This window comes from Pedobacter hiemivivus (assembly GCF_004331685.1).
Classification (GTDB): domain Bacteria; phylum Bacteroidota; class Bacteroidia; order Sphingobacteriales; family Sphingobacteriaceae; genus Pedobacter; species Pedobacter hiemivivus.
In genome coordinates, this window is sequence record NZ_SJSM01000003.1 from 357,449 (window position 1) to 379,582 (window position 22,134).

The window sequence follows — 22,134 nt, forward strand, 5'->3', positions numbered from 1 at the left end:
TTAAGCATATAAATTCCTATTATTGCACTGGGAATGTGCGCATTTCGATCTCCCGGGGATAAATGCAAGACGTAGATTTAAAAAATATTTCAGATCAGGAGTTGCTGCTACTGCTTAAGGTAGGGGATAGGGCAGCGTACGAACAAATTTACCATCGCTATAAGTTTGTCCTGCATAACCATGCCTGGAACAAAACCCGTAATCGAGAAGAAAGTCAGGATATTATTCAGGAGATATTTACCATGCTCTGGGCTAAGCGCGAAACACTCGATGTAAATACCAACCTATCTGGGTATCTGTATACCAGTTTGCGAAACTATATTCTGAACCAGATTGTTCATAAAGAGGTGCAAAACAAATACATTGCTTCTATTCAATCATTTGTAGATCAGGAGTCGGTTATTGCAGATCACCTGGTCAGAGAAAATCAATTAAAAGCACTGATTGAAAAAGAAATTGATGCTTTGCCACCACGAATGAAAGAAGTATTCCTGTTAAGCCGTAGAGAAAACCTAAGTCATAAAGAGATTGCTGAACTTTTGGGCACTACCGAACAAACCGTTAAAAAGCAAATGACCAATACTTTGAAGGTGCTGAGGAAGAAATTGGGCACGCTAATTTATTTTTATTATTTTTTTTAAATCCAATACCTCTTCCTGCCGATCATCTTGTCTTACTCAATATAAGCCACATTGGGGCTTCATATGTTTATGCAAGAAAAAGAAATTAAAGCCTTACTGGACAATTATAAAAACGGGACCGCAAGCGAAGCAGAAAAAGCATTGCTTGAGCGTTGGTATTTAAAATATCAGGAGCCTGAACCTTATCAGTTTGGATTGGAAGAACGTGCTAAGGATCTTGATCTTGTATTAACGAACCTTAAAAAGGATCAAAGGCCAGGCAAAATATATCTATGGTCACGTATTGCAGCGGCAGCTATCTTATTCCTTGCTTTATCTGCCGGAATGTTTTTTTATACGAACAAGGATAAAGATTCAGTACCTAAATTGGCAAAACATGACATTGCTCCTGGGGGCAATAAAGCAACCTTAACATTGGCGAACGGTAAAGTCATCAACTTAACCGAAGCCAAAACTGGTGATTTGGGTGAGCAAGCCGGAATACTAATTACGAAAACCGCTGATGGACAATTGATTTATACCATCGAAGATTCGCAAAATAATGCCGGGTCATCTTTATACAATACCATCGAAACTCCAAAAGGCGGACAGTATCAAATACTTTTACCTGATGGATCTAAAGTGTGGTTAAATGCGGCCTCATCTTTAAGGTACCCTGCCAACCTTACTGCCATGAAAGAAAGAAGGGTTGAGTTAAAGGGAGAAGCTTATTTTGAGGTGGCAAAAGTTAATCGCAAACCTTTTATTGTGGGAACGGATAAGCAGGAGGTTGAAGTTCTCGGCACACACTTTAATGTCAAGAGTTATGCTGATGACAACAGTACGAAAACAACTCTGCTGGAAGGTAGCGTACAAGTTACACCCAAATCAGGCGGTATTTCTGAAGTCATACTGAAACCTGGCTTCCAGACCGAATTGAAAGCTAGTGGCTTAAAGGTTATCGCGGTAGAGGTAGAGGATGAAATAGATTGGAAAAATGGAGACTTTGTATTTAAGGAAGAGCGGCTGGAAAGCATAATGCGTAAAATAGCCCGTTGGTACGATGTACAGGTTGTTTATCGCGATGATGTGCCTCAAAACGTATCGTTGGAAGGATTGGTTTCCCGTTCTAAGAGCATTTCAGAAGTCTTATCTCTTATCGAATCAACAGGTAAAGTTCACTTTACCATAGAAAGAAGAAAAATTATAGTAACTAAATAAAAATTAACTAAATCCTAACTAATTAGAAACCAACCAGAATGAAAAAACAGCTACAAGAACCAAGCTAGAGTTGAAAACCAGGTGGCTTTAAATAAAAAAACCGGAAAGTGTTGGAAGCACAATCCGGCAAAAGTTTGAGGTAACCTTTCTCTTCCTTTTTTATAAGGGGGGAGAAGAATAATTAGTCCAACCAATCAATATCAACTCAAACCATTTCAAAAGTATGAAATCAAATGCTTTTAACCTAGGCATGCCAAATTTTTGGCTGCCGCCCAAACTATTGTTAATTATGAAAATGATCATAATTATTATGACCATGTGTTTATTACAGGTCAACGCCGCTTCTTTTGGCCAGCATGTGACCCTTTCTGAAAAGAATATTTCACTTAAAAAAGTGTTTAGAGAAATCAGAAACCAGACCGGCTATGATTTTATGTATGACGCAGAGATCATGAACTCAGCACGTCCGATAGACGTGGAATTTAAGAATACAAGCTTAAGAGATGCTCTGCTGAGCTGCCTGTATGGACAGAATCTGACATTTGAGATCAAAGACAAATCCATTATTATCAAAAATAAAGCACCTGAGTTTATACTGGTGCAGCAACTACGTGTAAGCGGTGTAGTGCTCGATGAAAAGAATAATCCTATCCCGGGAGCTTCCATTAAAATAAAAGGAATTTCAACCAGAGGGACTGTAAGTAGCAAAGAAGGACGATTTTTGATTATACCAACATCCGAAAATGATGTGTTGGTCATTTCCTATATCGGGTATGTTAGCCAGGAAGTTAAGGTAAAGGATGCTAAATCGCCGTTGACTATTAAATTGAAGGTTGAAGAGAATAATATGGAAAATGTGGTAATTACCGGTACCGGTATTACACGTAATAAGAATAGCTTTACAGGAGCTACGGCTTCCTATACCGGAGAACAGTTGCGTGAAGTGGGGAATCAGAATATTATTCAGGGATTAAGAGCTTTGGATCCATCTTTTATCCAGTTAGAGAATAATAGATTTGGTTCAAATCCTAATGTGCTGCCAAATATAGAAATACGTGGAAAGACAAGTATCTCGTCATCACTTCAGGACCAGTTTGCTTCAGATCCGAATCAACCGCTTTTCATCTTAGATGGATTTGAGACTTCTCTCAGAACAATTGTTGATTTAAACATGAACCGGATAGCTTCAGTTACCATTCTTAAAGATGCTGCATCTACGGCCATGTATGGTTCTAAAGCATCAAACGGCGTGGTTGTAATTGAAACGGTTAAACCCAGATCGGGGGAAATGCGACTAAACTTCAGTAGTGATTTTAATGTAGAAATGCCGGATTTGACCGGTTATAACATGATGAATGCTGCAGAAAAATTAGAGTTCGAAAGACTTTCCGGCAGATATCTTTATTTTAATGGAACTTCACCTAATCCTGGAGAACAGTTGTTCCTTGATTCCCTATACAATAACCGTTTGGCGGAAGTAAAAAGAGGTGTGGATACGTATTGGTTAAATGAACCAGTTCGTACCGGGTTCTCTCAAAGACACTCTCTTTATGCAGATGGAGGGGATGATGCCTTACGTTATGGGGTTGGTGTGAGTTATAAAAAAACTGCAGGTGCCATGAAAGGATCAGGAAGGGAAGACTGGGGCGGAAACATAGACTTATCTTACCGGAAAGGTAAATTCAATATTTCCAATAAGCTTTATATAAGCGGTTATAGCGCGGACGAATCTCCTTATGGCTCTTTCGCCAATTTTGTTAATGCAAATCCTTATTACAGAAAAAACGATGCCAGTGCGCGTTATTTAGAGGTAAATCGTGACAATGTTGGCCGTGCTTATAGAGTTAATAATCCCTTGTACAACGCGTCTTTAAATAGTATCAATAATGATAAAAATATAGCCCTGCAGAATAACCTGCAAATGATCGTAGAACTGGCCCCTGGACTGAGGGTACAGGGAGCTCTGCAAATTCAAAAAGGAGTAACTACAAAACTAGATTTCCTGTCGCCTTTGAATACCGAATTTGATGAGAGTAGTATTTTCGAAAAGGGATCTTATAATAATAAAAGAACTGATAATTTCAGCTACAATGCGAATTTAATGCTGACTTATGGGAAAGTATTTAATGAGGCACATTCAATAACAGCCAACCTTCGTACAGATATCAGAGATAATGACAACCAAAGTGTTACTTTTTCTGCAGTCGGGTTTCCGGCTTTAAGTAATGGTAATCCGAGTTTTGCATTTAACTATAAGCCAGATTCGCGACCAAGTACGGCATTCAGCAAAAGCAGAACAAATTCTGTGCTGGCATCCTCTAACTATGCATATAAGGGCCGTTATTTGGCCGATTTTTCTTTCAGGTATGATGGATCTACCGCATTTGGTTCCAACAAAAAATACTCCCCTTACCTAAGTGGAGGTGTTGGATGGAACATTCACAATGAAGAATTTCTTAAATCAGCCAGCTGGATCAATGTCTTCAGGATTATTGCAAATATGGGTACAACTGGTAACCAAAATTTTTCAACAATTTCTTCCATTTCTACCTATGGTTACGATTCTTATATCAATCTTTATGGACAGGGGGTTAGTTTAAACTCATTGGGTAATCCCAATTTGAAATGGCAAAACTCGGTTCAGACCAATCTGGGAACGGATCTTACTGTGTTTAACAATAGGCTAACGCTTAATTTTAATGCCTATCAAAAAACAACAGACCCCTTAGTGGTTGCGGTAGATTTGCCATCTTCTACAGGGATCACATCTTATCCTATAAATGCAGGATTGTTAGATACAAAAGGTTTAGAAGCTACGGTTAAATATTCACCAATTTACAAGCCAGAACAAAGAATAATCTGGACGCTTGGTGTGAATGGAACAGCCTATAAAAGTACTTACAAAGGCTTCAACAATCAGTTGGCATCCCTAAATACCAAACAACAAACGGCCAAGAGTGTGACCCGCTACAAAGATGGTTATAGTCCTCAGGATATCTGGGCAGTGCCGTCTATGGGGATTGATCCGGCCTCAGGTCAGGAAATTTTTCTTAGAAAAGATGGGCAGTATACCTTCGTGTATAGTCCTGATGACATTGTTCGGGTAGGTAATGAACAACCAAAATTGGAAGGGGTCATCAGTAATAGTGTAGTCTACAAGGGGTTCAACCTTGGGGTAAATCTCAGATATATACTAGGCCGAGATATATTCAATACCGCATTATATAGTAAAGTCGAAAATATTGATGTACAGGGTCTTGCTAACAATCAGGATAAACGAGCACTTTATGAACGATGGAAGCAACCAGGAGACATGGCACAGTTTAAAGCTATAAGTTTAACCTCCGAAACGCCAATGTCTTCACGCTTTGTGCAAACAGAAAATATGTTAAGTGGGGAATCCATTAATTTTGGATACAACTTTCAGGAAAACAAATGGTTAAGTCGTATTGGACTCTCTTCCTTGCGCTTAAATGGGTATATGAATGATATTTTTCGTGTTTCCTCCGTTCGCACGGAGCGCGGCATTGAATATCCTTTTGCCAGATCAGTTTCATTCAGTTTAAATGCAAGCTTTTAATTAAGATTATGAAAAATTCATTTAAAAATATATTTGCAATTACAGGTCTGTGTATATTGATGACATGCATGTCCTGTAATAAATGGCTGGATGTACAGCCTGAAGATAAGTTTACTGAAAAACAGGTTTTTTCTAGTGTAAACGGAATATCTGAAGCTTTGAATAGCATTTATCTAGACATGGCAAAAACCAAATTATATGGTGCCAATCTGAGTAGCACCACACTTGATATTTTTGCGCAGCGCTACAATGTAATGAGCCTGCATGCGCTGGAAAATTTTCAACAGTATAAGTACGGTGAAAAAAATGTTAAAGAGGAGATGGATTTGATTTGGACCAGTGCCTATATCAATGTGGTAAATGCTAATAAATTCATCGGTAACCTGGATACTTATAAAGGGGTACTGGATGCTAAAACAGATTCTTTATTTAGAGGTGAGGCGTATGCCTTAAGGGCGATGCTGCAGTTTGATATGCTGAGAATGTTTGGTCCGATTTACAGTACTGCGGATTCTACAAAAACTGCAGTACCTTATTATACAGAAGCGGGTACTGATGTAGGTGACATTTTGCCAGCCAATAAGGTTATACAAAAAGTGATCATCGATCTTAAAAAATCTGAAAGTCTGCTGGCTGGAGATCCCATCAGAACGCTGGGCGTGATTAAAGCCAATGAGAACAATTACCTGACTTACCGCAATTACAGGATAAATTATTATGCTGTTAAGGGGTTACAGGCAAGGGTATATTTGTATCGTGGAGACAAGGTTTCTGCGCTTGCGTCTGCTAAAGAAGTAATCAACAATGCCGCTAAATTTCCTTGGGTTACGGCAGGACAGATCTTATCTGATAAAGTAAATCCCAACAGGGTATTTAGTACTGAAATCCTTTTTGGATTGCTAAGTTTGGATCTTTATAGCAACTATAGGGATTTCTTTGCTCCGGATCTGGTAGACAGAACCATTCTGGCACCGTCAGATTCCCGCTTAAAAGCAACATTCGAGAACAACGAAAACGACTACCGTTATAATCCGAATTGGTTGTTTACAGGGATTGGTGGTAAATCTTACAAAACTTTTTTCAAGTATGCAGATGTAGCTGATATTAAGAAGGACTACCGTTTAATCGTCTCTCTGCTACGACTGAGCGAGGTTTATTATATTGCTGCGGAGAGTGAACAGAATGTGGCTTATTTAAATACGGTACGTAACAATAGGGGCTTGCTCGATTTGCCGGTGACCGCCAATTTGAACACCGAATTGCAAAAAGAATATCAAAAAGAATTTTTTGGTGAAGGGCAGCTTTGGTTCTATTATAAACGACGTAATGTAACGGCAATTCCAAATCCCTTGGCAGCCAGCGGAAATATTACAATGAATGCGGCCAAATATGTTGTTCCCTTACCATTGTCCGAACTAAACCCTAGATAATTAATATTAACAATTATGAAAAGAAATATATATGTAATTGCGGTAATCCTGTTTTTTTTCGGGGGAATAATTGGCTGCAAAAAAGACCTGAAGACTTATGAGGGTGAAGGGGGGATTTATTTTCCAAGTTCATACAGATTTTCTAATGGTCTTCAGATTGGGGTAGATAGTACGTTGATTTCCTTTGCCTATGCAAAAACTACTGCGAAGGACTCTACAATTTTTTTGCCGGTAAAGATTGACGGCAAGGTAGCCGATATAGATCGTGAATTTAAACTAAGTATAACCCCTGCGTCAACAGCAGTAGAGGGAACACATTACGAAATGTTAAGTAAAACTTTCATCATTCCTGCAAATCAAATCACCGGTGTTATTGGTATTAGTCTGAAAAGGACGCCGGATATGTTGGATAAGAACTTCCTCCTTGTCTTGAAACTGGAAGAGAACACCAACTTTAAAACATTGATGCAAGATGTAGTGATTAATACCACTACTGGTAAAAAGAAAAGTTATATCCAGCATACTTTATGGATAAATGATATCTTGAAAAAGCCAAGAAGTTGGTTAGATACTTATATGGGGCCATTTAGCAGAAAAAAACTATTCCTTTTGGCTGATCTTGCCGAGATAAATGATATTGCTGATCTTGACAACACCTCCATTACCACCATTCCCAAAACGATCTACTACGGCACATTTATGCAGCGCTATCTGAATGAAATGAGGGCTATGGGAAAAACCATTTACGAGGAAGATGGTGTTACTGAAATGATTATGGGTCCATCTGTTCAATAATTTACCGATTAAAATTTACAGAAATGTTAAAAATTAAATATTTAAAAAAGGTAGCATATTTTTTTGTGTTACTGCTGGTCTTTTCCTGCCAAAAGGATATCGGTAATTATGATTACCAGGAAATCAACTCAGTAGAGTTTGGAGGTATTGAGAAATCTTACAATACTTTGCTGGGTCAAAAATTTCAAATTACTCCGGCACTGAAGTTTAGCAAAGATGATGGAAAGGATGATAGCAAGTATACTTTTGAGTGGGTTGCCTTGAATACGGCGAATGTACTGCCTGGGGATAGACAGAAAATCCTGGGCAATACACGAAACCTGGATATTACCTTGCAAATCCCTCCGGGTACTTATAGAGTTTATTATAATGTGCAAGACAAGCAAACGGGAGTAAAGTATCGTACTATATTTACATTGAAGGTAGAGACCAGTATTTTTGAAGGATGGATGGTCCTGAATGATATCAATGGGACTGCCAGACTGGATATGGTGTCAAAGATCAATAATGTGTTTACTCCAATCGTTGATGTTTTGGCAAGTACGGGCTCTGAACTTGTACTAAAAGGGAAACCTGTAGATGTGTATTGTTATCCATACAAAGCTTCCGATTATGGAATTTATGTCTCAACAGATCAGGCTACAAATCGCATAGATCCTGAAACTTTTAAATGGAAGAATACTTTTAACCTGAGCTATGAGATGGTGTCAAATGTTCCCCAGAATTTTCACGCTGATTTTTTTGCAGCCATTAAAGAAATGGGAGCGAATTCCTATTTGTACGCAGGTGGTAATGTATACTATTACTATAATGTATTTCAGATCAATTATAGTACACCCATTAATTTGGTTAAAGGCGAAACTGCTCCATTCAAGCCTGCTCCATTTTTAGCCGTAGGTTTTGATACGAAATCCTTTAACGCGCGGGCTGTAATGTTTGATGTCGATAAAAAACGGTTTTTAAACCATGGGAACAATGAATCCAATTCCTTTACATTTTCTGCAAGTACCTTATTTGATTTTAACAATGTAGGGATGGATCTGGTATACATGGAATATTCGGAATACAACGGTGGCGATGTATTTGCGATACTGAAGAACCCTGCAGGGAAAATTTATCTGGCGCGTTTTAATGCTTTTACCGGTGTGCAAATCTATTTTGAAGAAATTGTGGGAACTGATATTGCAGCTGCACAATATTTCGCAGTGAGCCCTGTCTACGGCTATTTGTTTTATAGTGCCGGAGGTAAGGTATATGAGTACGACACATCTTTAAAAACGAGTAAGCTGATGTTGGATAAAGGTGCTGAAAAAATAAGCCTGCTGCAATTCCCCAAAATGAGTAGTACTGCCAGTAGACCAGAGTACGCAAAGAAAAAGACCCAGCTTATTGTTGCCAGCTACGATCCGGCTCTGTCTGCAGACAAAAATGGAAAAATGGAAACGTTTGATGTCCCTTCTCTTAATGGAGATCTGGTGCCGGCAGATAAATATACCGGATTTGGCAAAATTGTAAGCGTTAACTACAGACAGCGGTAATACATTAATAGATACACAACCATAATAATAAAGTATGAACTTAAAAAAAGTATGCGGTATAGCATTGTTGTTATTAACAACTTTCTCCGCATTTGCACAGCTCCCTGTGGAGGTAACAGGAGTAGTTAAAAAGAAACGGGTTAGCCCAGTAAAGTTATTTAAAGTAGTAGAAGGTAAAGCGGTTGAGATTGCCAATACAATACCAGATGAAAAGGGAGGTAAGTTTGGCTTCCTGTTTTATCCGGAATATGAGGGGCTATATGTTATCGGTACAGGAAACGCTATGAGTCCAAATGACAATTATAAATTCTATTTTAAAGATGGAGATAAATTGTCTGTCTCTATTTTGGATTCAAGTTATGTACTAAACGGAAAGCTGAACTCGAAAGAAAATGTGGTAATGACCCAATGGCACGACTATGTAAATCCGCTGGAGCAAAAAGCCATTAACTTCATGAGGGTGCAAAGTACATTTGTTGATTTCTTCCCGAAGCTTGAAGAAATCTCGGCCAAAACCAATGGTTTTTTAGCGGGCAAAGTTACGGGAAATCCGAAGTTTGATAAATTTATGAAGAGGAATATGGAATGGGATATGGCAAATTATGCCTCCAATTTCTTAAATACGCCTCGTTCCGCACATCCTTCAGTTGAAGAATACAGTCCATTTTATGCCACGCTTAAGGCGCAGGATTTCGCAAAAAACACAGCTGGAGTATACAGTCAGCCTTGGGGAAGCCGTACATTAAGCGGTCTAATCGGGGTAAACAAAAGACAACATAATCTCAAATTTACCGGCGGACTTGATAATCTTAAAAACGACCTGAATTATTTGCCAAATGATACTTTAAAAGGTGATGTTGTACTTGATGCAGCAGCCAGGTACAAAAATTTTGAAGATTATAAGACCCTGATGGATGCTTACGGTAAATACATCATGACTGCGAGTCAGAAAAAACGAAATATTGATGTTGCCAGTCCGCTAGCCTTGCTAAAAGCCGGCGATGAGGCCATGGCTTTTTCTTATCCGGATAAAGATGGCAAAGCAGTAACTATGGCTAGCCTGAAGGGGAAAGTTGTATTAGTTGACGTTTGGGCAACATGGTGCGGCCCCTGTAAAGCAGAAATTCCGCATTTGAAAAAACTGGAAGAAGAGATGAAGGGGACGGACGTAGAGATTATCAGTCTTTCAACCGATGATCCTAAAGACAAAGAGAAATGGCTTAAAATGATTAAAGATGAAAACCTGGGCGGTACACAGCTATTTGCAGGTGGTCCGGGAAATGATTTCTCTAAATATTATAAAGTGAACACTATCCCACGTTTCCTGGTATTTGATAAAGCCGGAAAAATTGTAAGTGTTGATTCGCCAAGGCCGTCAAATCCTGAACTTAAAAAACTGTTGGAAAAAACACTGTCGGCAAAATAAAAAGGAAGGCCGGCTTGTCCGGCCTTTTCTAGTTTAAAACCAAATATATGATGAAAATCCTGTTATCCATTCTCGGTCTATTGTGTTTTGGTCTGGTATCGAGTGCACAGACGGACAGCATTACAATCAGCGGCACGTTAAGGGGGCTGAATAGCAACAAAATTAGTATTTCCTGGATAGGCAATGATGCAAAAAACAGATTTGTAAGTATCCAAGGCAAAGGTGATCATTTCTCAGCCCGTGTTCCTTTACAACATACTCCTATTCCTGCGAGGTTGTATATTTCTGGATCGCAGGAGTCAAGAAGCGGAAGCCAGATGCCGGTGCCTCCGTTTAATTTTTTCCTGTTAGATAAAGACATCACCCTAAATGGAGATGCAACTGTTCTATCCGAAACCAAAGTTAAAGGCGATTTACAAAACGAACACTATAATGACCTGCTACAGCAAACGGCTAAAGCAGAACGAAGGTATACGCAGTTGCTTACTCAGTTAACGGACACAGCTATAAAAAAATCTCCAGCGGACTCTGTTGAGTTACATCAGGAAATTAGGGCAACAATCCACGAAAAGACAAAGACAGAGAAAGCCTTTATTTCGGCAAATCCTGATGCCTTTGCTTCCGTATTCTTGCTTTCCCGTTTGTCAAATAGTTATGGCGCAGACGAGTATATTTCTGCCTGGGATGCACTGAGAGCGACTTATAAAGGTACGACAGCTGGACTTGCCGTAGGTAAGATTGTTGAAAAGCTGAGCATAACAAAATTCGGGACCAAGGTTTTTGCTTTTGAGCGTGTCGATAAGGATGGCCATAAAATTAGTACGGAGGCTTTGAAGGGTCGTACATATATTCTCGATTTCTGGGGCAGCTGGTGTGGTCCCTGCAGGGCGAGCCATCCACACCTTAAAGAGTTGTACAAGAAATATAAGTCAAAGGGGTTTGAGATTGTCGCTATTGCACAGGAGCGTGGTAAAACCCTGGAAGAATCCAGGACCAGCTGGTCAAAGGCCATTCAGGAAGATGGAATTAACTGGATACATATCCTGAACCAGGACGGAATTGAAAAACAGAACATCGTAAAAACCTTCAATGTTAATGCCTTCCCAACAAAAATTCTGGTAGGGGCTGATGGCAGAATCATCACCCGTACAACGAGTAGTGCATCTGACGCTATTGACAAGGCGCTCGAGAAAATCTATGGATTTTAAAAAGATCTAAGCAATTACTATAATGAAAATTAAACATAACTATAAGTTTTCGATTACCCTGTTGGTTTTGATGCAGCTGAGTGCATTTGTATTAAAGGCTAAGGAGGTTGCACGTATCTCCTTTGAAAGCCGTAACGGCACTATTATCCTTACCGTAAAACTCAACGATTTTCCCCGTCCGTTAAAACTGCTGTTTGATACAGGGGCTGATGGTATGGCGGTTGGTCAGGGACTTGCCGATTCCATAGGCTTAAAAGTAACGCGGATACAAAAGGCGTCCGTGGTGGGTGGTTCCGTTAACATTGCTGTATCCAGTGGTAACACGGTTCATATGGGAGATTTCGACTTCAAAAACCAGAGTATCGCGATATTTAAAGAGATGCATAAGGAAGGTACAGATGGCATCATTGGTAACACACTGGCCCGGCATTACATTGTAAAAGTGGATTACGACCGTAAAGAATTACTCTTGTACAATTTTGGTGAATTTGAAGAAAAGGGAGGCACCGCCATTCCTTTTACCATTCCTGCAGGATTGTTTATCATCCCTGGAACGTTAAGCATTACAGCAGATCAGCCCCATACCGGTAATTTTGTTTTTGATACCGGCGCAGCTTATAACCTGATTTGTTTCCGTCCATTTGTAAAGCAGCATAAGCTGCTGGTAAGTGGCTTCAAATCCGAAAGTCACGGGAGTACAGTAAGCATGGGAATGACCACCCCTACCTTCGCCGGAAAAGCTGCCACATTTTCTTTTTCAAATGTTCCGCCACTTAAAAATATGTCAGTGACATTAATGGCCGGAGGTGGTCAAAGCGAAAGCTGGAATCCTGGCTTTGATGGTTCTATCGGTGTAGGACTGATTAGCAGGTATAACTTCTGTATCAATATGCAAAAGAAAGAAATCTATATTATTCCTAACCAAAACTATAAAAAATGAAGATGATTAAATTATGTTTTAGTTTATTCCTCTGTGTATTTGTCATGTTTGCAAGCGCACAGGAAAATCAATTTACCAGTGTAAAAGACTGGAAGGAATTACTTGCCCAGGCAAAAAAGGAAAACAAAATGGTTTTTGTTGACGCTTACTTTGTCGGTTGTCATCCCTGTAAGCAAATGGATGATGAGGTATTTCCTTTAACTGTTGTCATGAAACAAATGAAAGATCAGTTTGTAAGTGTTAAAATTGATTTTCTGACAGAAGAAATAGGCAAGCAGCTACAGGTAAAATATATGGTAACAGGCTTTCCAACCTTTTTGCTGCTGAATAACGACGGACAACTGGTTGCCAAATTCTCTGGTTACAAAGAAGCAGATGAGTTTCAGGGACTGTTGAACGATGCGGTAGAGAAATCGAAAAATGGTTTTGCCTTAAAAGGTTATAGCACAGCGCTGGATGTTAATCATGCAGATTTTTATACAGCGATGTTTACAGAGCGCAAGCCTGTGGACCAGGAGAAACTGGTTGTTTACCTGAAAGGAAAGGATGTATTGCAGGAAATAAACGCTGTATCCTTTTTAATGTGCCGCGGGCTGAATGAGGAACTTTCTGATGTGCTGCTCAAAAACTATAGTCAGCTTGAATCCTTATACGGCAAAGACCTGATTTATGCACGGCGGAATGAAATCATGGCTGCGAGAATTAAGAACCTGATCCCGAAACGTAATGACTTGCATTTTGAAATGTTCCTCGATAAAGTAAAGCCTTTATTCTCTGATGCGGACTGGCAATATGCTCGTGTGGATATGGCTGAAGCTTATTACTACAGGCAGTTGAAAGATCGCAAAGTCTTTTTTAAATACGCGGCAAAGCACTTCAATGATGACGATAATAAAATTCGTTATATGGCGATGTATCTGTATTCGGCAGATGTGGATGAGGAAGAAAAAGCCCTCTTTGCTGAATGGATGACAAAGGTCGTTTCAGAAAATTCTACTTACGGGGTTTTGGCTACTGCAGCTACTATGATGAAACAGCAGAATGATCCTGAAAGGGCGAAACTATATGCGGGCTGGGGAATAAAAAAGGCTAAGCTCCTTAATAAGCCGACCAAACATTTTGAAAATATATTGAATTAAATGCTTTGTGAACTTACACTGAGTTGGAGTATAGAAAATCTAAAATAAAGCTATTTTGAATCCTTTTTAAATTAGATACCGCCCTTTAAATTAAACTCTTAGATGAAATTAAACTTCTTTATATTATTCTCCATTTTATTCGCTACAAGTCTGTACGCACAAAAAGTACCCAATACTCAAAGCCAAAGTATTTGGGCAGGAAAGATAAAAATAGATGGCAAGCTAGATGATTGGAGCAAGGAATTACCTGCTTATAACAAAGAAAATAACCTATGGTATAGCCTAGCCAATGATGATAAATTTTTATACCTCGCGGTTAAAAAGGATAAATTCCCAACAAAAGCCTATGCCGCTGGCGGGATCAAGTTATTCATCAGTTTAAAAGAGGTAAAATCGACTAACGAATTGCCTGCCATTACCTTTCCTGTGCCGTTTGTTAATGGTAAAGCTGTTCCAAAAGATGAATGGAATGAGATAGACTTGCGTAATATTAAGAGTGTAACGGATACACTGATTTCTATTTATAATGCAATGGGTATACAAGCGGGTTATAAGCTGGAAGAAACGGATAAAGGTACAATGTATTTTTACGAGCTTGCGGTTCCGCTGAAATTGCTCGGGATCAATCCTGGACAAATGATTTTTTATAATATGTTGCTTCGTGGGAATGCCAAAAAGCAGTTGACCCCAGCACAAGCAGCGATGTTTGCTTCTTTTGACCCTAATCTAAATCCGCATGTTAGAAAAGAAGATATAGCTCGCATGATCGATTCTGGTAACTGGTCTGAGTTTTGGGCTAGTTATAAATTGGCTTCAAAGCCTTAAGGATTGCGCATATGAAGAAAATTATATGTGCATTTCTATACCTATTGCTCGGCTACACGCTTTATGCTCAAAATAAACCTGTTGTAACTGTTCCTTTGGCAGTAAGAGAGGTTAGTGGAATCGTTAGGGATTCAGTTGCTGGAGGAGTTGAAGGCGCTATAGTTCGTTTGGCTTCTAGTAAAGATACCTTGCTAACTCAAACCAATGAATTTGGTGTTTTTATATTTAAAGAAGTTAAATCTGCCGAGTTTATCATTACTGCTGGTCGCATTGGCTTTTTGAGGAAATCGCAGAAATATTTATACAATGATACCAAAGCGCGATTGATACTCAAGCCAATTATCTTAAGAACGGAAAGCGAATTACTAAAAGAAGTTACCATAAAAGGGAAAGTAGGACCAAAATATTTAACAGACACCGTTGAATTTTGGGCTGATGATTATATCATCCGTGATTATGCCAAACTGGAAGACCTTTTGAGGAAAATGGAGGGCATATCTGTTGATAAAGATGGAACTGTAATGCATCAGGGGCAGGAAGTAAAACGCGCAAAGTTTAATGGAATCAATTATTTCGGAGGTGATATTAAGAGTGCTATTAAAGAATTACCTGCTAATATTGTCGAACGCATACAGATCATAGATGATTATGGAGATCAGGCTAGGGCTACCGGGGTGAAAACAGGGGAATCAACTAAGGTTTTAAATGTGGTTTCAAAAGCTGACAAATCAGTAGGAACCATGTATAGTATAACAGCTGAATCAAACTTTGATAATCGAAATTATGTGGGTGGTTCTGCCAGACATATTGATGGATATGATCAAAAAGGTGTTAATATTTCTATTGATCAGATTCCCGCAGGTATTAATATGAACGCGGCCGTTGGAACCATCAGCGGAGCCAGGCGTAATTATTTACAATCATCTTCAAGTGCAGATGGGGGGAAGCTTAGTGATCTAAATGGGGGCTTAACTTATAGCAAGAGAATTAACGATAAGCTTACTTTTGAAAGTAACTATACTTTTAAAAAGTCAAAAACCAATACTTCCAGAAGTAGTCTTTCAGAAGAATATTATAACGATGGTCAGGTAAATGGCAGCCGTTCTTCTAGTAATGATAATCAAGTGCAATCTCACCGATTTAATGGAGTGCTTGACTATAGTCCGAGTAAATTTGATAAACTAAAAATCAATGCCGACCTTGGTTATAATGAAAATAAAAGCTTGTCCGGGAGTCAGTTTTTACAAACTGGAGCGATCAATCTGATACAACAAACGGATAATAGCGGAATAACTAAGACGCCTAATTATAGGGCTGCAGTGTTATATACTCATTATTTTAAAAAAGCGGGGTCAAATATCTCTATGACAGTAAATTCTACTTCTAAAAAGGAAGAAGAAGAGCGTGATGACCTCAATACATTTTATAATAACACTGCCGGAGATAATGCAGATCGGGATTATGAACTACACAATTTGAGAACTATTTCTCGTTTAAATAGTAATAATTCCTTTCAAGCTGTTTATAGCCATCCATTTGGAAAGTATTTAAAAATGGGCTTGACAGGTTCTGTGACTTACCTTGACTTTAGCAATAAGCAATTGGTTAACAGTATTGATCAGAATGGCCAAATCAATAAAGTGGATTCACTAAGTCGTGTGTTTAATTATCAAACCATAGAGACGCCACTGATTATCAGTTTTAATTATAATAAGAATACATGGTACGAAGTGAGCGTAGGACTTAAGACCATGGGAAATTACATGCGTGGCTCGTTCAAGACTTTGAAAAATGTAATTCAGAGAGACGCTTTAAATGTGATGCCGAATTTCACTTTATTCCTGAGAAGCAGCAGAAAGGCGGAGCTTCGGATAAGTTATAATGCCAGTGTTCAACAACCTTCATTTGAACAAATCTTACCTATACCTGATGTAATTGACCCTTTAAATACACGGTTCGGTAACACGGATTTAAAAAGCTCTTTTACACACAGGCCTTCTATAACTTATAACGTGTACTCAGCAGCATCCGGGCTAAATTTGCAAATAGCTTTTGCAGCAGGTTTTACTAATGATAAAGTGATTAATAGTCAGATTTTGATCAATGATCCTAAATTGGGGATTCGAAGAGAAACACATTTTATTAATTCGGATGGCGACTACAACCTGACAAGCTTTTACAATATAGTTAAGCCTTTTACAAATGCCCGTTATTCAGTTAGTCTCGATGGCTCGGTTAATTATGTAAATGCAATCTCCATGAACAACGGATTGCAAAATGTAGGTAAAACCTTTATAGCTATTCAAGATATCAACTTAAATGCAACGCCTGTTCATTGGCTGGAGATCAATCCGGGACTGAAATTTAGGCTAAACAGAACAGCATTTACATTACCTGGATTCTCTGAAATCAATTCCACCGTGACAGAATTTAACACCAATGGCAAGCTGTACTTTAGCAAGTTGTGGGTGTTTGGGTTTGATGCTGGGAAAAGTTTGGTGCGTGGACTGACTGCGAGTGGTGCCCAAAACCCCTTTATCGTTAATATGAACATTGAAAAGCGAATGTTTAAGCAAAAGAATGGCATGTTAAGCTTGTTGTTGATGGATGCATTGAAACAGAATAATTTGGTTTCAAGGAATTTAACAACCAATGGTTTTGTGGATAGCCGTTCGAATACCAATAGTCGTTATTTTTTACTTCAATTTTCATGGAGCCCCCAATCATGGTCAGCAGGAAGTAATGCTGGTAAGGCCAGGAGTAGGGACGGAATGTTTATAAATTAAAAAGTTAACCATTAAGCGCCGCCATAATTTCGCTATAAAGCAATCCGCCGCCGCCTCCGTAATGCTGTATAATTTTAAGGACTGGCCTGATGCGTATCAGGTCAGCCCTTAATTTTTCCTCTGCAGCAGCAGAGATCCCGTTACCCAGTAATACCAGATCTATGGGGATATCCTTAACCATTACCAGTGCTTCTTCTTCCAGGCAGGTTGTAATTCCTTTCCACTCCTCTCTTGCATTTAAAAGGCGGTTCATTGTATCAGTAATCTCCTGGTTACGGCCGATGTATAAAATGGTCAGGGTTTTCATAGCGGATTTATAGTTCCATTGGTATATCCATTAACAGGACTTCTGTATCTGGCGTATTGAACTTTAAGCTAATTTTATCCGTATCCCATATACCCAGTCCATCACGGGAAGTCAATTCATGTCCATCAATGGTTACACTGCCTTTAATAACGAAAGCATAAACTCCATTTCCTTGTTTTTTGATCTGGTAGTCGGTTTCAAAATTCTCATCAAAAGTGCCTAAAGAGAACCAGGCATCCTGATGTATCCAGACTCCCGCATCATCCGGCTCCGGAGATAAAATCTGCTGGAAGTTATTGTGTCTTTTGGCAATGTCCAGCGTAATCTGTCCATAACGGGGAGTCACATTTTTTTTGTTGGGGAACAGCCATATCTGGAGTAGTTTTACTACCTGGTCGGCATTAGCGTTAAACTCACTATGTTGTACACCTGTGCCTGCACTCATCACTTGTATGTCTCCATGTTGTATGACTGAGGACGTCCCTAAACTATCTTTATGTGCCAGTGCACCTTCTAGAGGGATGGTAATGATTTCCATATTGTCATGTGGATGCGTACCAAATCCCATTCCCCCATCAATACTATCATCATTTAAAACCCGCAATACACCAAAGTGCATTCTTTCCGGATCGTAATAATTTGCAAAACTAAACGTATGATGCGCGTTCAGCCAGCCATGATTGGCATGTCCTCTGGTGCTGCCTTTATGTAAAACAAACTGTGCCATAAATTTCCTTTCTTATTGTGTGAAACAAATATAGGTAAGACCAGTTTGCCCGGCATTGATGTAAGATAAGAAAGATGATTGTCAGATGCCATTTTGGTATGGATGACGACTGGATCTATGATACAGGCTCTTTTTTGTTAGGGATATTTCCAAAATAATTACATATTCTTGTTATAGTTTCTTTAACGAATCTTATGATAAGAAGAATTTTAGTCATCAGCGGCACTGCGCTTGTCGTTCTTGCCCTATCAAGCTTTATAGCCTATAAATTAAGCCCCTGGCCGACTGCAATGTTGATCAGGTCTTATTTCAATAAAGAGGGAGGAAAGGTTAACCAGGCGCTATTAAAACATGTGCCTAATGGTATTTCAGCAATATTAGACCAGTCCTACATTGACGGCGATAAAGATGCAAAACTAGATGTTTATTATCCCGAAGCAATAGCCAATACCAGTCAGCGGCTTCCTCTGGTGGTTTGGATTCATGGAGGCGGATGGATTTCATGGAGTAAAGCTCAAGTCGCCAACTATTGCAAGATCCTGGCCTCGAAAGGTTATGCAGTGGTTGCGATCGATTATTCGTTAGCACCAGAAAAGCATTATCCAATACCGCTTAATCAAACTAACCGCGCACTGGAGTACATCAGCAAAAATGCCATACGATTTCATGCAGATACTACCCATTTTATTCTTGCCGGAGATTCTGGAGGAGCACACATTGCAGCGCAAACAGCTAATCTGATCAGTAGTGCCAGCTATGCCAAATTGATTGGGGTTAAAGCCGGTATTAACCGTAATCAATTATCTGGACTTCTATTATATTGTGGCGCATATGATGCAGAACGAATAGATCTGAATAGTGGTTTTGGTGTTTTCCTGAAGACGGTATTGTGGTCCTATAGTGGTGAAAAAGATTTTGTGAATGCCCCTTTGTTTAAAACGGCTTCAGTGATCAATTACATCACCGCGGATTATCCGCCCTGTTTTATATCCGTTGGAAATGACGATCCGCTACTGACCCATTCTGAAGCTTTAGCAGAGAAATTAACCGCATTGAAGGTTCCCCTGGATTCATTGTTTTTTAAACCAGACTATAAACCAGCCTTGCCTCATGAATATCAGTTTAATCTGGATGAGGCAGCAGGTAAACTTGCACTGGAACGATCAGTAACTTTTCTAGAACGTTTAACAGAGAAGAAGATATAATCTTTATACTTTTGATGCTTATTAAATTTAAGCATGCCTTCAGCTACACGTTTTTTCGACTTTTCGCAAAAAGTAAACTATAGAACCGAAATTTTAGCGGGAATAACTGTGGCGATGACCATGATGCCCGAATCTTTATCTTTTGCCATTTTAGCAGGTTTTCCTCCTTTAGTTGGTTTATACGCCGCTTTTATCATGGGATTGGTTACTTCTATTTTTGGGGGTAGACCGGGCCTGATTTCAGGTGGTGCAGGTGCCACGGTGATCGTTCTGATTGCGCTGATGAAATCCAATGGTATTGAATATGTATTTGCTGCGGTAGCACTGGCAGGTGTTATTCAAATTGTAGTCGGCCTTTTCAAGTTAGGAAAGTTCATCAGGTTAGTTCCACAACCTGTAATGTATGGGTTTGTAAACGGATTGGCAGTTGTCATATTTATGGCGCAATTGGAACAGTTTAAAACTGTTGTAAATGGGAAGGCAAGTTGGTTATCGGGCGAACCGTTGTTGATTATGGCCGGTTTAGTCGCTTTAACCATTGCAATTGTGATTTTATTCCCAAAAATTACTAAAGCAGTGCCACCGTCATTAGTGGCTATTATTGTAGTTTTTCTTATTGTCTTGGGCTTTGATATACACACCAAAACTGTGAGTGATATTGCCTCAGTAAGTGGTGGTTTTCCTCCTTTCCATATTCCGAATATCCCGCTTAACCTTGATACTTTACAAATCATCTTTCCCTACGCTTTGATTATGGCAGGTGTTGGTTTAACAGAAGGCCTTTTGACCTTAAATCTGGTAGATGAAATGACCGGAACAAGAGGCAATGGCAATAAAGAATGTATTGCTCAGGGAAGCGCTAATATTTTAAATGGCTTTTTCTTTGGGATGGGTGGCTGCCCTATGATTGCACAGACTTTAGTAAACCTATCTGCTGGTGCAAGAGCAAGGCTATCGGGAATCATCGCTTCCTTAACTATTCTTTTGATTATACTATTTGGAGCACCGATCATCGGTCAGGTACCAATGGCAGCATTAACAGGCGTGATGATCATGGTTGCAATAGGTACTTTTGAATGGATCAGCTTTAAAATTTTCAATAAGATGCCTAAGCAAGACGTTTTTGTTGGAATCTTAGTGGCCGTTATTACGGTATGGCTTCATAACCTTGCTTTAGCCGTTTTAATTGGTGTTATTATTTCTGCGTTGGTATTTGCCTGGGAAAGCGCAAAAAGAGTTAGAGCAAGGAAGTACATTGATGAAAATGGGGTAAAACACTATGAAATGTATGGCCCCTTATTCTTTGGCTCGGTCGCAACTTTTAACGAAAAATTCGATGTACTAAATGATCCAGAAGAAGTCGTCGTCGATTTTAAGGATAGTAAAGTTGCTGATATGTCCGCAATCGAGGCTTTGAACAAATTAACAGAGCGCTATAAGAAAGCCGGCAAAAAACTCCATTTAAAACATTTGAGTGATGATTGCCGTTTGCTATTGAAAAATGCAGATGAAGTAATTGATGTGAATATTTATGAAGACCCGAGTTATCCTGTCGCTAGTAATATGATCAGATAAGAGAATAAACTTTTAGCTCAATACTCCCGTATTGGGCTAAAAGTTTCGATGACTTTAGTAGTTGCTAGCTAAAAAATGGAATTAATCTTGTAGTTTTAGCAAGTTAATTGGCTGAATAATACATAATATAATAAAAAATGGCTTCATATGATTCCTTTACTGACGGGGAACTGGCTAGTTTGCTTCTTTCGGGTGACGAAAGTGCATTTAGTCAGATTTTTATACGGTATAATGGTCTTTTGTATAGTCACGCATATAAAAAGCTTAGGAATCGAGAGGAAGCTAAGGATGTAATTCAAGATGTGTTTGCTTTATTGTGGACTAAAAGGCATGAAATTGATTTTAAATCTAATTTGACAGGTTATTTATATACGGCTGTTCGAAATAAGATTTTTGATTTTATTTCGCATCAAACCGTTGAATCAAAATATCTAGGCTCATTACAAAATTTTCTGGATAATGGAACTGCTGTAACAGATCATGTGATCCGTGAAAAACAGATCGTCGCTATAATTGAAAAGGAGATTGCCGCACTGCCACCACGGATGCGCCTGGTTTTTGAGTTAAGCAGAAAAAAATACATGAGTCATAAAGAAATTGCAGAGGAATTGGGGATTTCACAGCAAACTGTTACAGATCAAATTAAAAAGGCTCTGAAAATTCTTAGAACTAAACTTGGCTTGGTGATATACTTAATATTCTTGCTCAATTACAAGTTTTAGCCTCTTTTTGCCAGTTTTATTCTAATTTTTGAAAAAAAATGAAATAATTATCCCCCTTGACCTCTCACATCTCGTCTAGTAGGTAACAAT

17 protein-coding genes are annotated in these 22,134 nt (G+C 39.0%); 15 read left to right on the forward strand and 2 right to left on the reverse strand.

All coding sequences use genetic code 11. From position 1 onward, the window contains the following. Positions 1 to 62 precede the first annotated feature (62 nt). The 12 genes from EZ444_RS07675 to EZ444_RS07730 all read left to right on the forward strand — a co-directional run bounded on the left by EZ444_RS07675 (position 63) and on the right by EZ444_RS07730 (position 17,508). Positions 63 to 641 carry an RNA polymerase sigma factor gene (locus tag EZ444_RS07675; protein ID WP_131608139.1) on the forward strand — a complete coding sequence of 193 codons (579 nt, stop codon included), beginning with the start codon at positions 63 to 65 and terminating at the stop codon, positions 639 to 641. A 69-nt stretch (positions 642 to 710) separates the two neighbouring features. After that, positions 711 to 1,841: a FecR family protein gene (locus EZ444_RS07680; protein WP_131608140.1), complete on the forward strand. Its 1,131-nt coding sequence runs from the start codon at positions 711 to 713 to the stop codon at positions 1,839 to 1,841. A gap of 289 nt (positions 1,842 to 2,130) precedes the next feature. Beyond that, the gene (locus tag EZ444_RS07685) at positions 2,131 to 5,421 is read left to right on the forward strand and encodes a SusC/RagA family TonB-linked outer membrane protein (protein WP_165503553.1); all 3,291 of its coding nucleotides are present in this window, start codon (positions 2,131 to 2,133) and stop codon (positions 5,419 to 5,421) included. A gap of 68 nt (positions 5,422 to 5,489) precedes the next feature. Further along, positions 5,490 to 6,851 (forward strand): RagB/SusD family nutrient uptake outer membrane protein, encoded by a 1,362-nt coding sequence (locus EZ444_RS07690; RefSeq protein WP_165503554.1) that lies wholly within the window; start codon positions 5,490 to 5,492, stop codon positions 6,849 to 6,851. 15 nt (positions 6,852 to 6,866) lie between these two features. Further along, positions 6,867 to 7,646: a DUF4843 domain-containing protein gene (locus tag EZ444_RS07695; RefSeq protein WP_131608143.1), complete on the forward strand. Its 780-nt coding sequence runs from the start codon at positions 6,867 to 6,869 to the stop codon at positions 7,644 to 7,646. Positions 7,647 to 7,669: 23 nt separating this feature from the next. Then, positions 7,670 to 9,184, forward strand: coding sequence for a PKD-like family lipoprotein (locus EZ444_RS07700; RefSeq protein ID WP_131608144.1), 1,515 nt, complete (start codon positions 7,670 to 7,672; stop codon positions 9,182 to 9,184). 34 nt (positions 9,185 to 9,218) lie between these two features. Continuing rightward, positions 9,219 to 10,610, forward strand: a complete 1,392-nt coding sequence (locus EZ444_RS07705; protein ID WP_131608145.1) for a TlpA family protein disulfide reductase — start codon at positions 9,219 to 9,221, stop codon at positions 10,608 to 10,610. Positions 10,611 to 10,657: 47 nt separating this feature from the next. Further along, positions 10,658 to 11,818, forward strand: coding sequence for a TlpA family protein disulfide reductase (locus tag EZ444_RS07710; protein ID WP_131608146.1), 1,161 nt, complete (start codon positions 10,658 to 10,660; stop codon positions 11,816 to 11,818). 22 nt (positions 11,819 to 11,840) lie between these two features. Then, on the forward strand, positions 11,841 to 12,758 hold the full coding sequence (locus tag EZ444_RS07715; protein ID WP_131608147.1) for a retropepsin-like aspartic protease: 918 nt from the start codon (positions 11,841 to 11,843) through the stop codon (positions 12,756 to 12,758). Continuing rightward, positions 12,755 to 13,897, forward strand: a complete 1,143-nt coding sequence (locus EZ444_RS07720) for a thioredoxin family protein (RefSeq protein WP_131608148.1) — start codon at positions 12,755 to 12,757, stop codon at positions 13,895 to 13,897. The genes EZ444_RS07715 and EZ444_RS07720 overlap by 4 nt, the downstream gene beginning before the upstream one ends. A gap of 102 nt (positions 13,898 to 13,999) precedes the next feature. Continuing rightward, positions 14,000 to 14,722: a hypothetical protein gene (locus tag EZ444_RS07725; protein WP_131608149.1), complete on the forward strand. Its 723-nt coding sequence runs from the start codon at positions 14,000 to 14,002 to the stop codon at positions 14,720 to 14,722. An 11-nt stretch (positions 14,723 to 14,733) separates the two neighbouring features. After that, positions 14,734 to 17,508: an outer membrane beta-barrel protein gene (locus EZ444_RS07730; RefSeq protein ID WP_131608150.1), complete on the forward strand. Its 2,775-nt coding sequence runs from the start codon at positions 14,734 to 14,736 to the stop codon at positions 17,506 to 17,508. A gap of 4 nt (positions 17,509 to 17,512) precedes the next feature. Here EZ444_RS07730 and EZ444_RS07735 read toward each other — a convergent pair whose 3' ends face one another. Next, complete coding sequence (locus EZ444_RS07735) at positions 17,513 to 17,815, reverse strand: hypothetical protein (RefSeq protein WP_131608151.1); 303 nt, start codon at positions 17,813 to 17,815, stop codon at positions 17,513 to 17,515. Positions 17,816 to 17,822: 7 nt separating this feature from the next. Then, a complete protein-coding gene (locus EZ444_RS07740; protein ID WP_131608152.1) occupies positions 17,823 to 18,542 on the reverse strand; it encodes a pirin family protein in 720 nt (239 codons plus the stop codon). A gap of 194 nt (positions 18,543 to 18,736) precedes the next feature. Between EZ444_RS07740 and EZ444_RS07745 the strand changes: the two genes are divergently transcribed. The 3 genes from EZ444_RS07745 (at position 18,737) to EZ444_RS07755 (ending at position 22,044) form a co-directional block, all read left to right on the forward strand. Continuing rightward, positions 18,737 to 19,747 carry an alpha/beta hydrolase gene (locus tag EZ444_RS07745; RefSeq protein WP_131608153.1) on the forward strand — a complete coding sequence of 337 codons (1,011 nt, stop codon included), beginning with the start codon at positions 18,737 to 18,739 and terminating at the stop codon, positions 19,745 to 19,747. Positions 19,748 to 19,780: 33 nt separating this feature from the next. Next, entirely contained in the window at positions 19,781 to 21,322 is a 1,542-nt protein-coding gene (locus tag EZ444_RS07750; RefSeq protein WP_131608154.1) for a SulP family inorganic anion transporter, read from the forward strand. Between the two features lie 137 nt (positions 21,323 to 21,459). Further along, complete coding sequence (locus EZ444_RS07755) at positions 21,460 to 22,044, forward strand: RNA polymerase sigma-70 factor (protein WP_131608155.1); 585 nt, start codon at positions 21,460 to 21,462, stop codon at positions 22,042 to 22,044. Positions 22,045 to 22,134: the final 90 nt, after the last annotated feature.

Bases quoted from the DNA above. Each gene is read 5' to 3' on its own strand.
- EZ444_RS07675 (WP_131608139.1), top strand. From the start codon at position 63: ATGCAAGACGTAGATTTAAAAAATATTTCAGATCAGGAGTTGCTGCTA.
- EZ444_RS07680 (WP_131608140.1), top strand. From the start codon at position 711: ATGCAAGAAAAAGAAATTAAAGCCTTACTGGACAATTATAAAAACGGG.
- EZ444_RS07685 (WP_165503553.1), top strand. From the start codon at position 2,131: ATGAAAATGATCATAATTATTATGACCATGTGTTTATTACAGGTCAAC.
- EZ444_RS07690 (WP_165503554.1), top strand. From the start codon at position 5,490: ATGTCCTGTAATAAATGGCTGGATGTACAGCCTGAAGATAAGTTTACT.
- EZ444_RS07695 (WP_131608143.1), top strand. From the start codon at position 6,867: ATGAAAAGAAATATATATGTAATTGCGGTAATCCTGTTTTTTTTCGGG.
- EZ444_RS07700 (WP_131608144.1), top strand. From the start codon at position 7,670: ATGTTAAAAATTAAATATTTAAAAAAGGTAGCATATTTTTTTGTGTTA.
- EZ444_RS07705 (WP_131608145.1), top strand. From the start codon at position 9,219: ATGAACTTAAAAAAAGTATGCGGTATAGCATTGTTGTTATTAACAACT.
- EZ444_RS07710 (WP_131608146.1), top strand. From the start codon at position 10,658: ATGATGAAAATCCTGTTATCCATTCTCGGTCTATTGTGTTTTGGTCTG.
- EZ444_RS07715 (WP_131608147.1), top strand. From the start codon at position 11,841: ATGAAAATTAAACATAACTATAAGTTTTCGATTACCCTGTTGGTTTTG.
- EZ444_RS07720 (WP_131608148.1), top strand. From the start codon at position 12,755: ATGAAGATGATTAAATTATGTTTTAGTTTATTCCTCTGTGTATTTGTC.
- EZ444_RS07725 (WP_131608149.1), top strand. From the start codon at position 14,000: ATGAAATTAAACTTCTTTATATTATTCTCCATTTTATTCGCTACAAGT.
- EZ444_RS07730 (WP_131608150.1), top strand. From the start codon at position 14,734: ATGAAGAAAATTATATGTGCATTTCTATACCTATTGCTCGGCTACACG.
- EZ444_RS07735 (WP_131608151.1), bottom strand. From the start codon at position 17,815: ATGAAAACCCTGACCATTTTATACATCGGCCGTAACCAGGAGATTACT.
- EZ444_RS07740 (WP_131608152.1), bottom strand. From the start codon at position 18,542: ATGGCACAGTTTGTTTTACATAAAGGCAGCACCAGAGGACATGCCAAT.
- EZ444_RS07745 (WP_131608153.1), top strand. From the start codon at position 18,737: ATGATAAGAAGAATTTTAGTCATCAGCGGCACTGCGCTTGTCGTTCTT.
- EZ444_RS07750 (WP_131608154.1), top strand. From the start codon at position 19,781: ATGCCTTCAGCTACACGTTTTTTCGACTTTTCGCAAAAAGTAAACTAT.
- EZ444_RS07755 (WP_131608155.1), top strand. From the start codon at position 21,460: ATGGCTTCATATGATTCCTTTACTGACGGGGAACTGGCTAGTTTGCTT.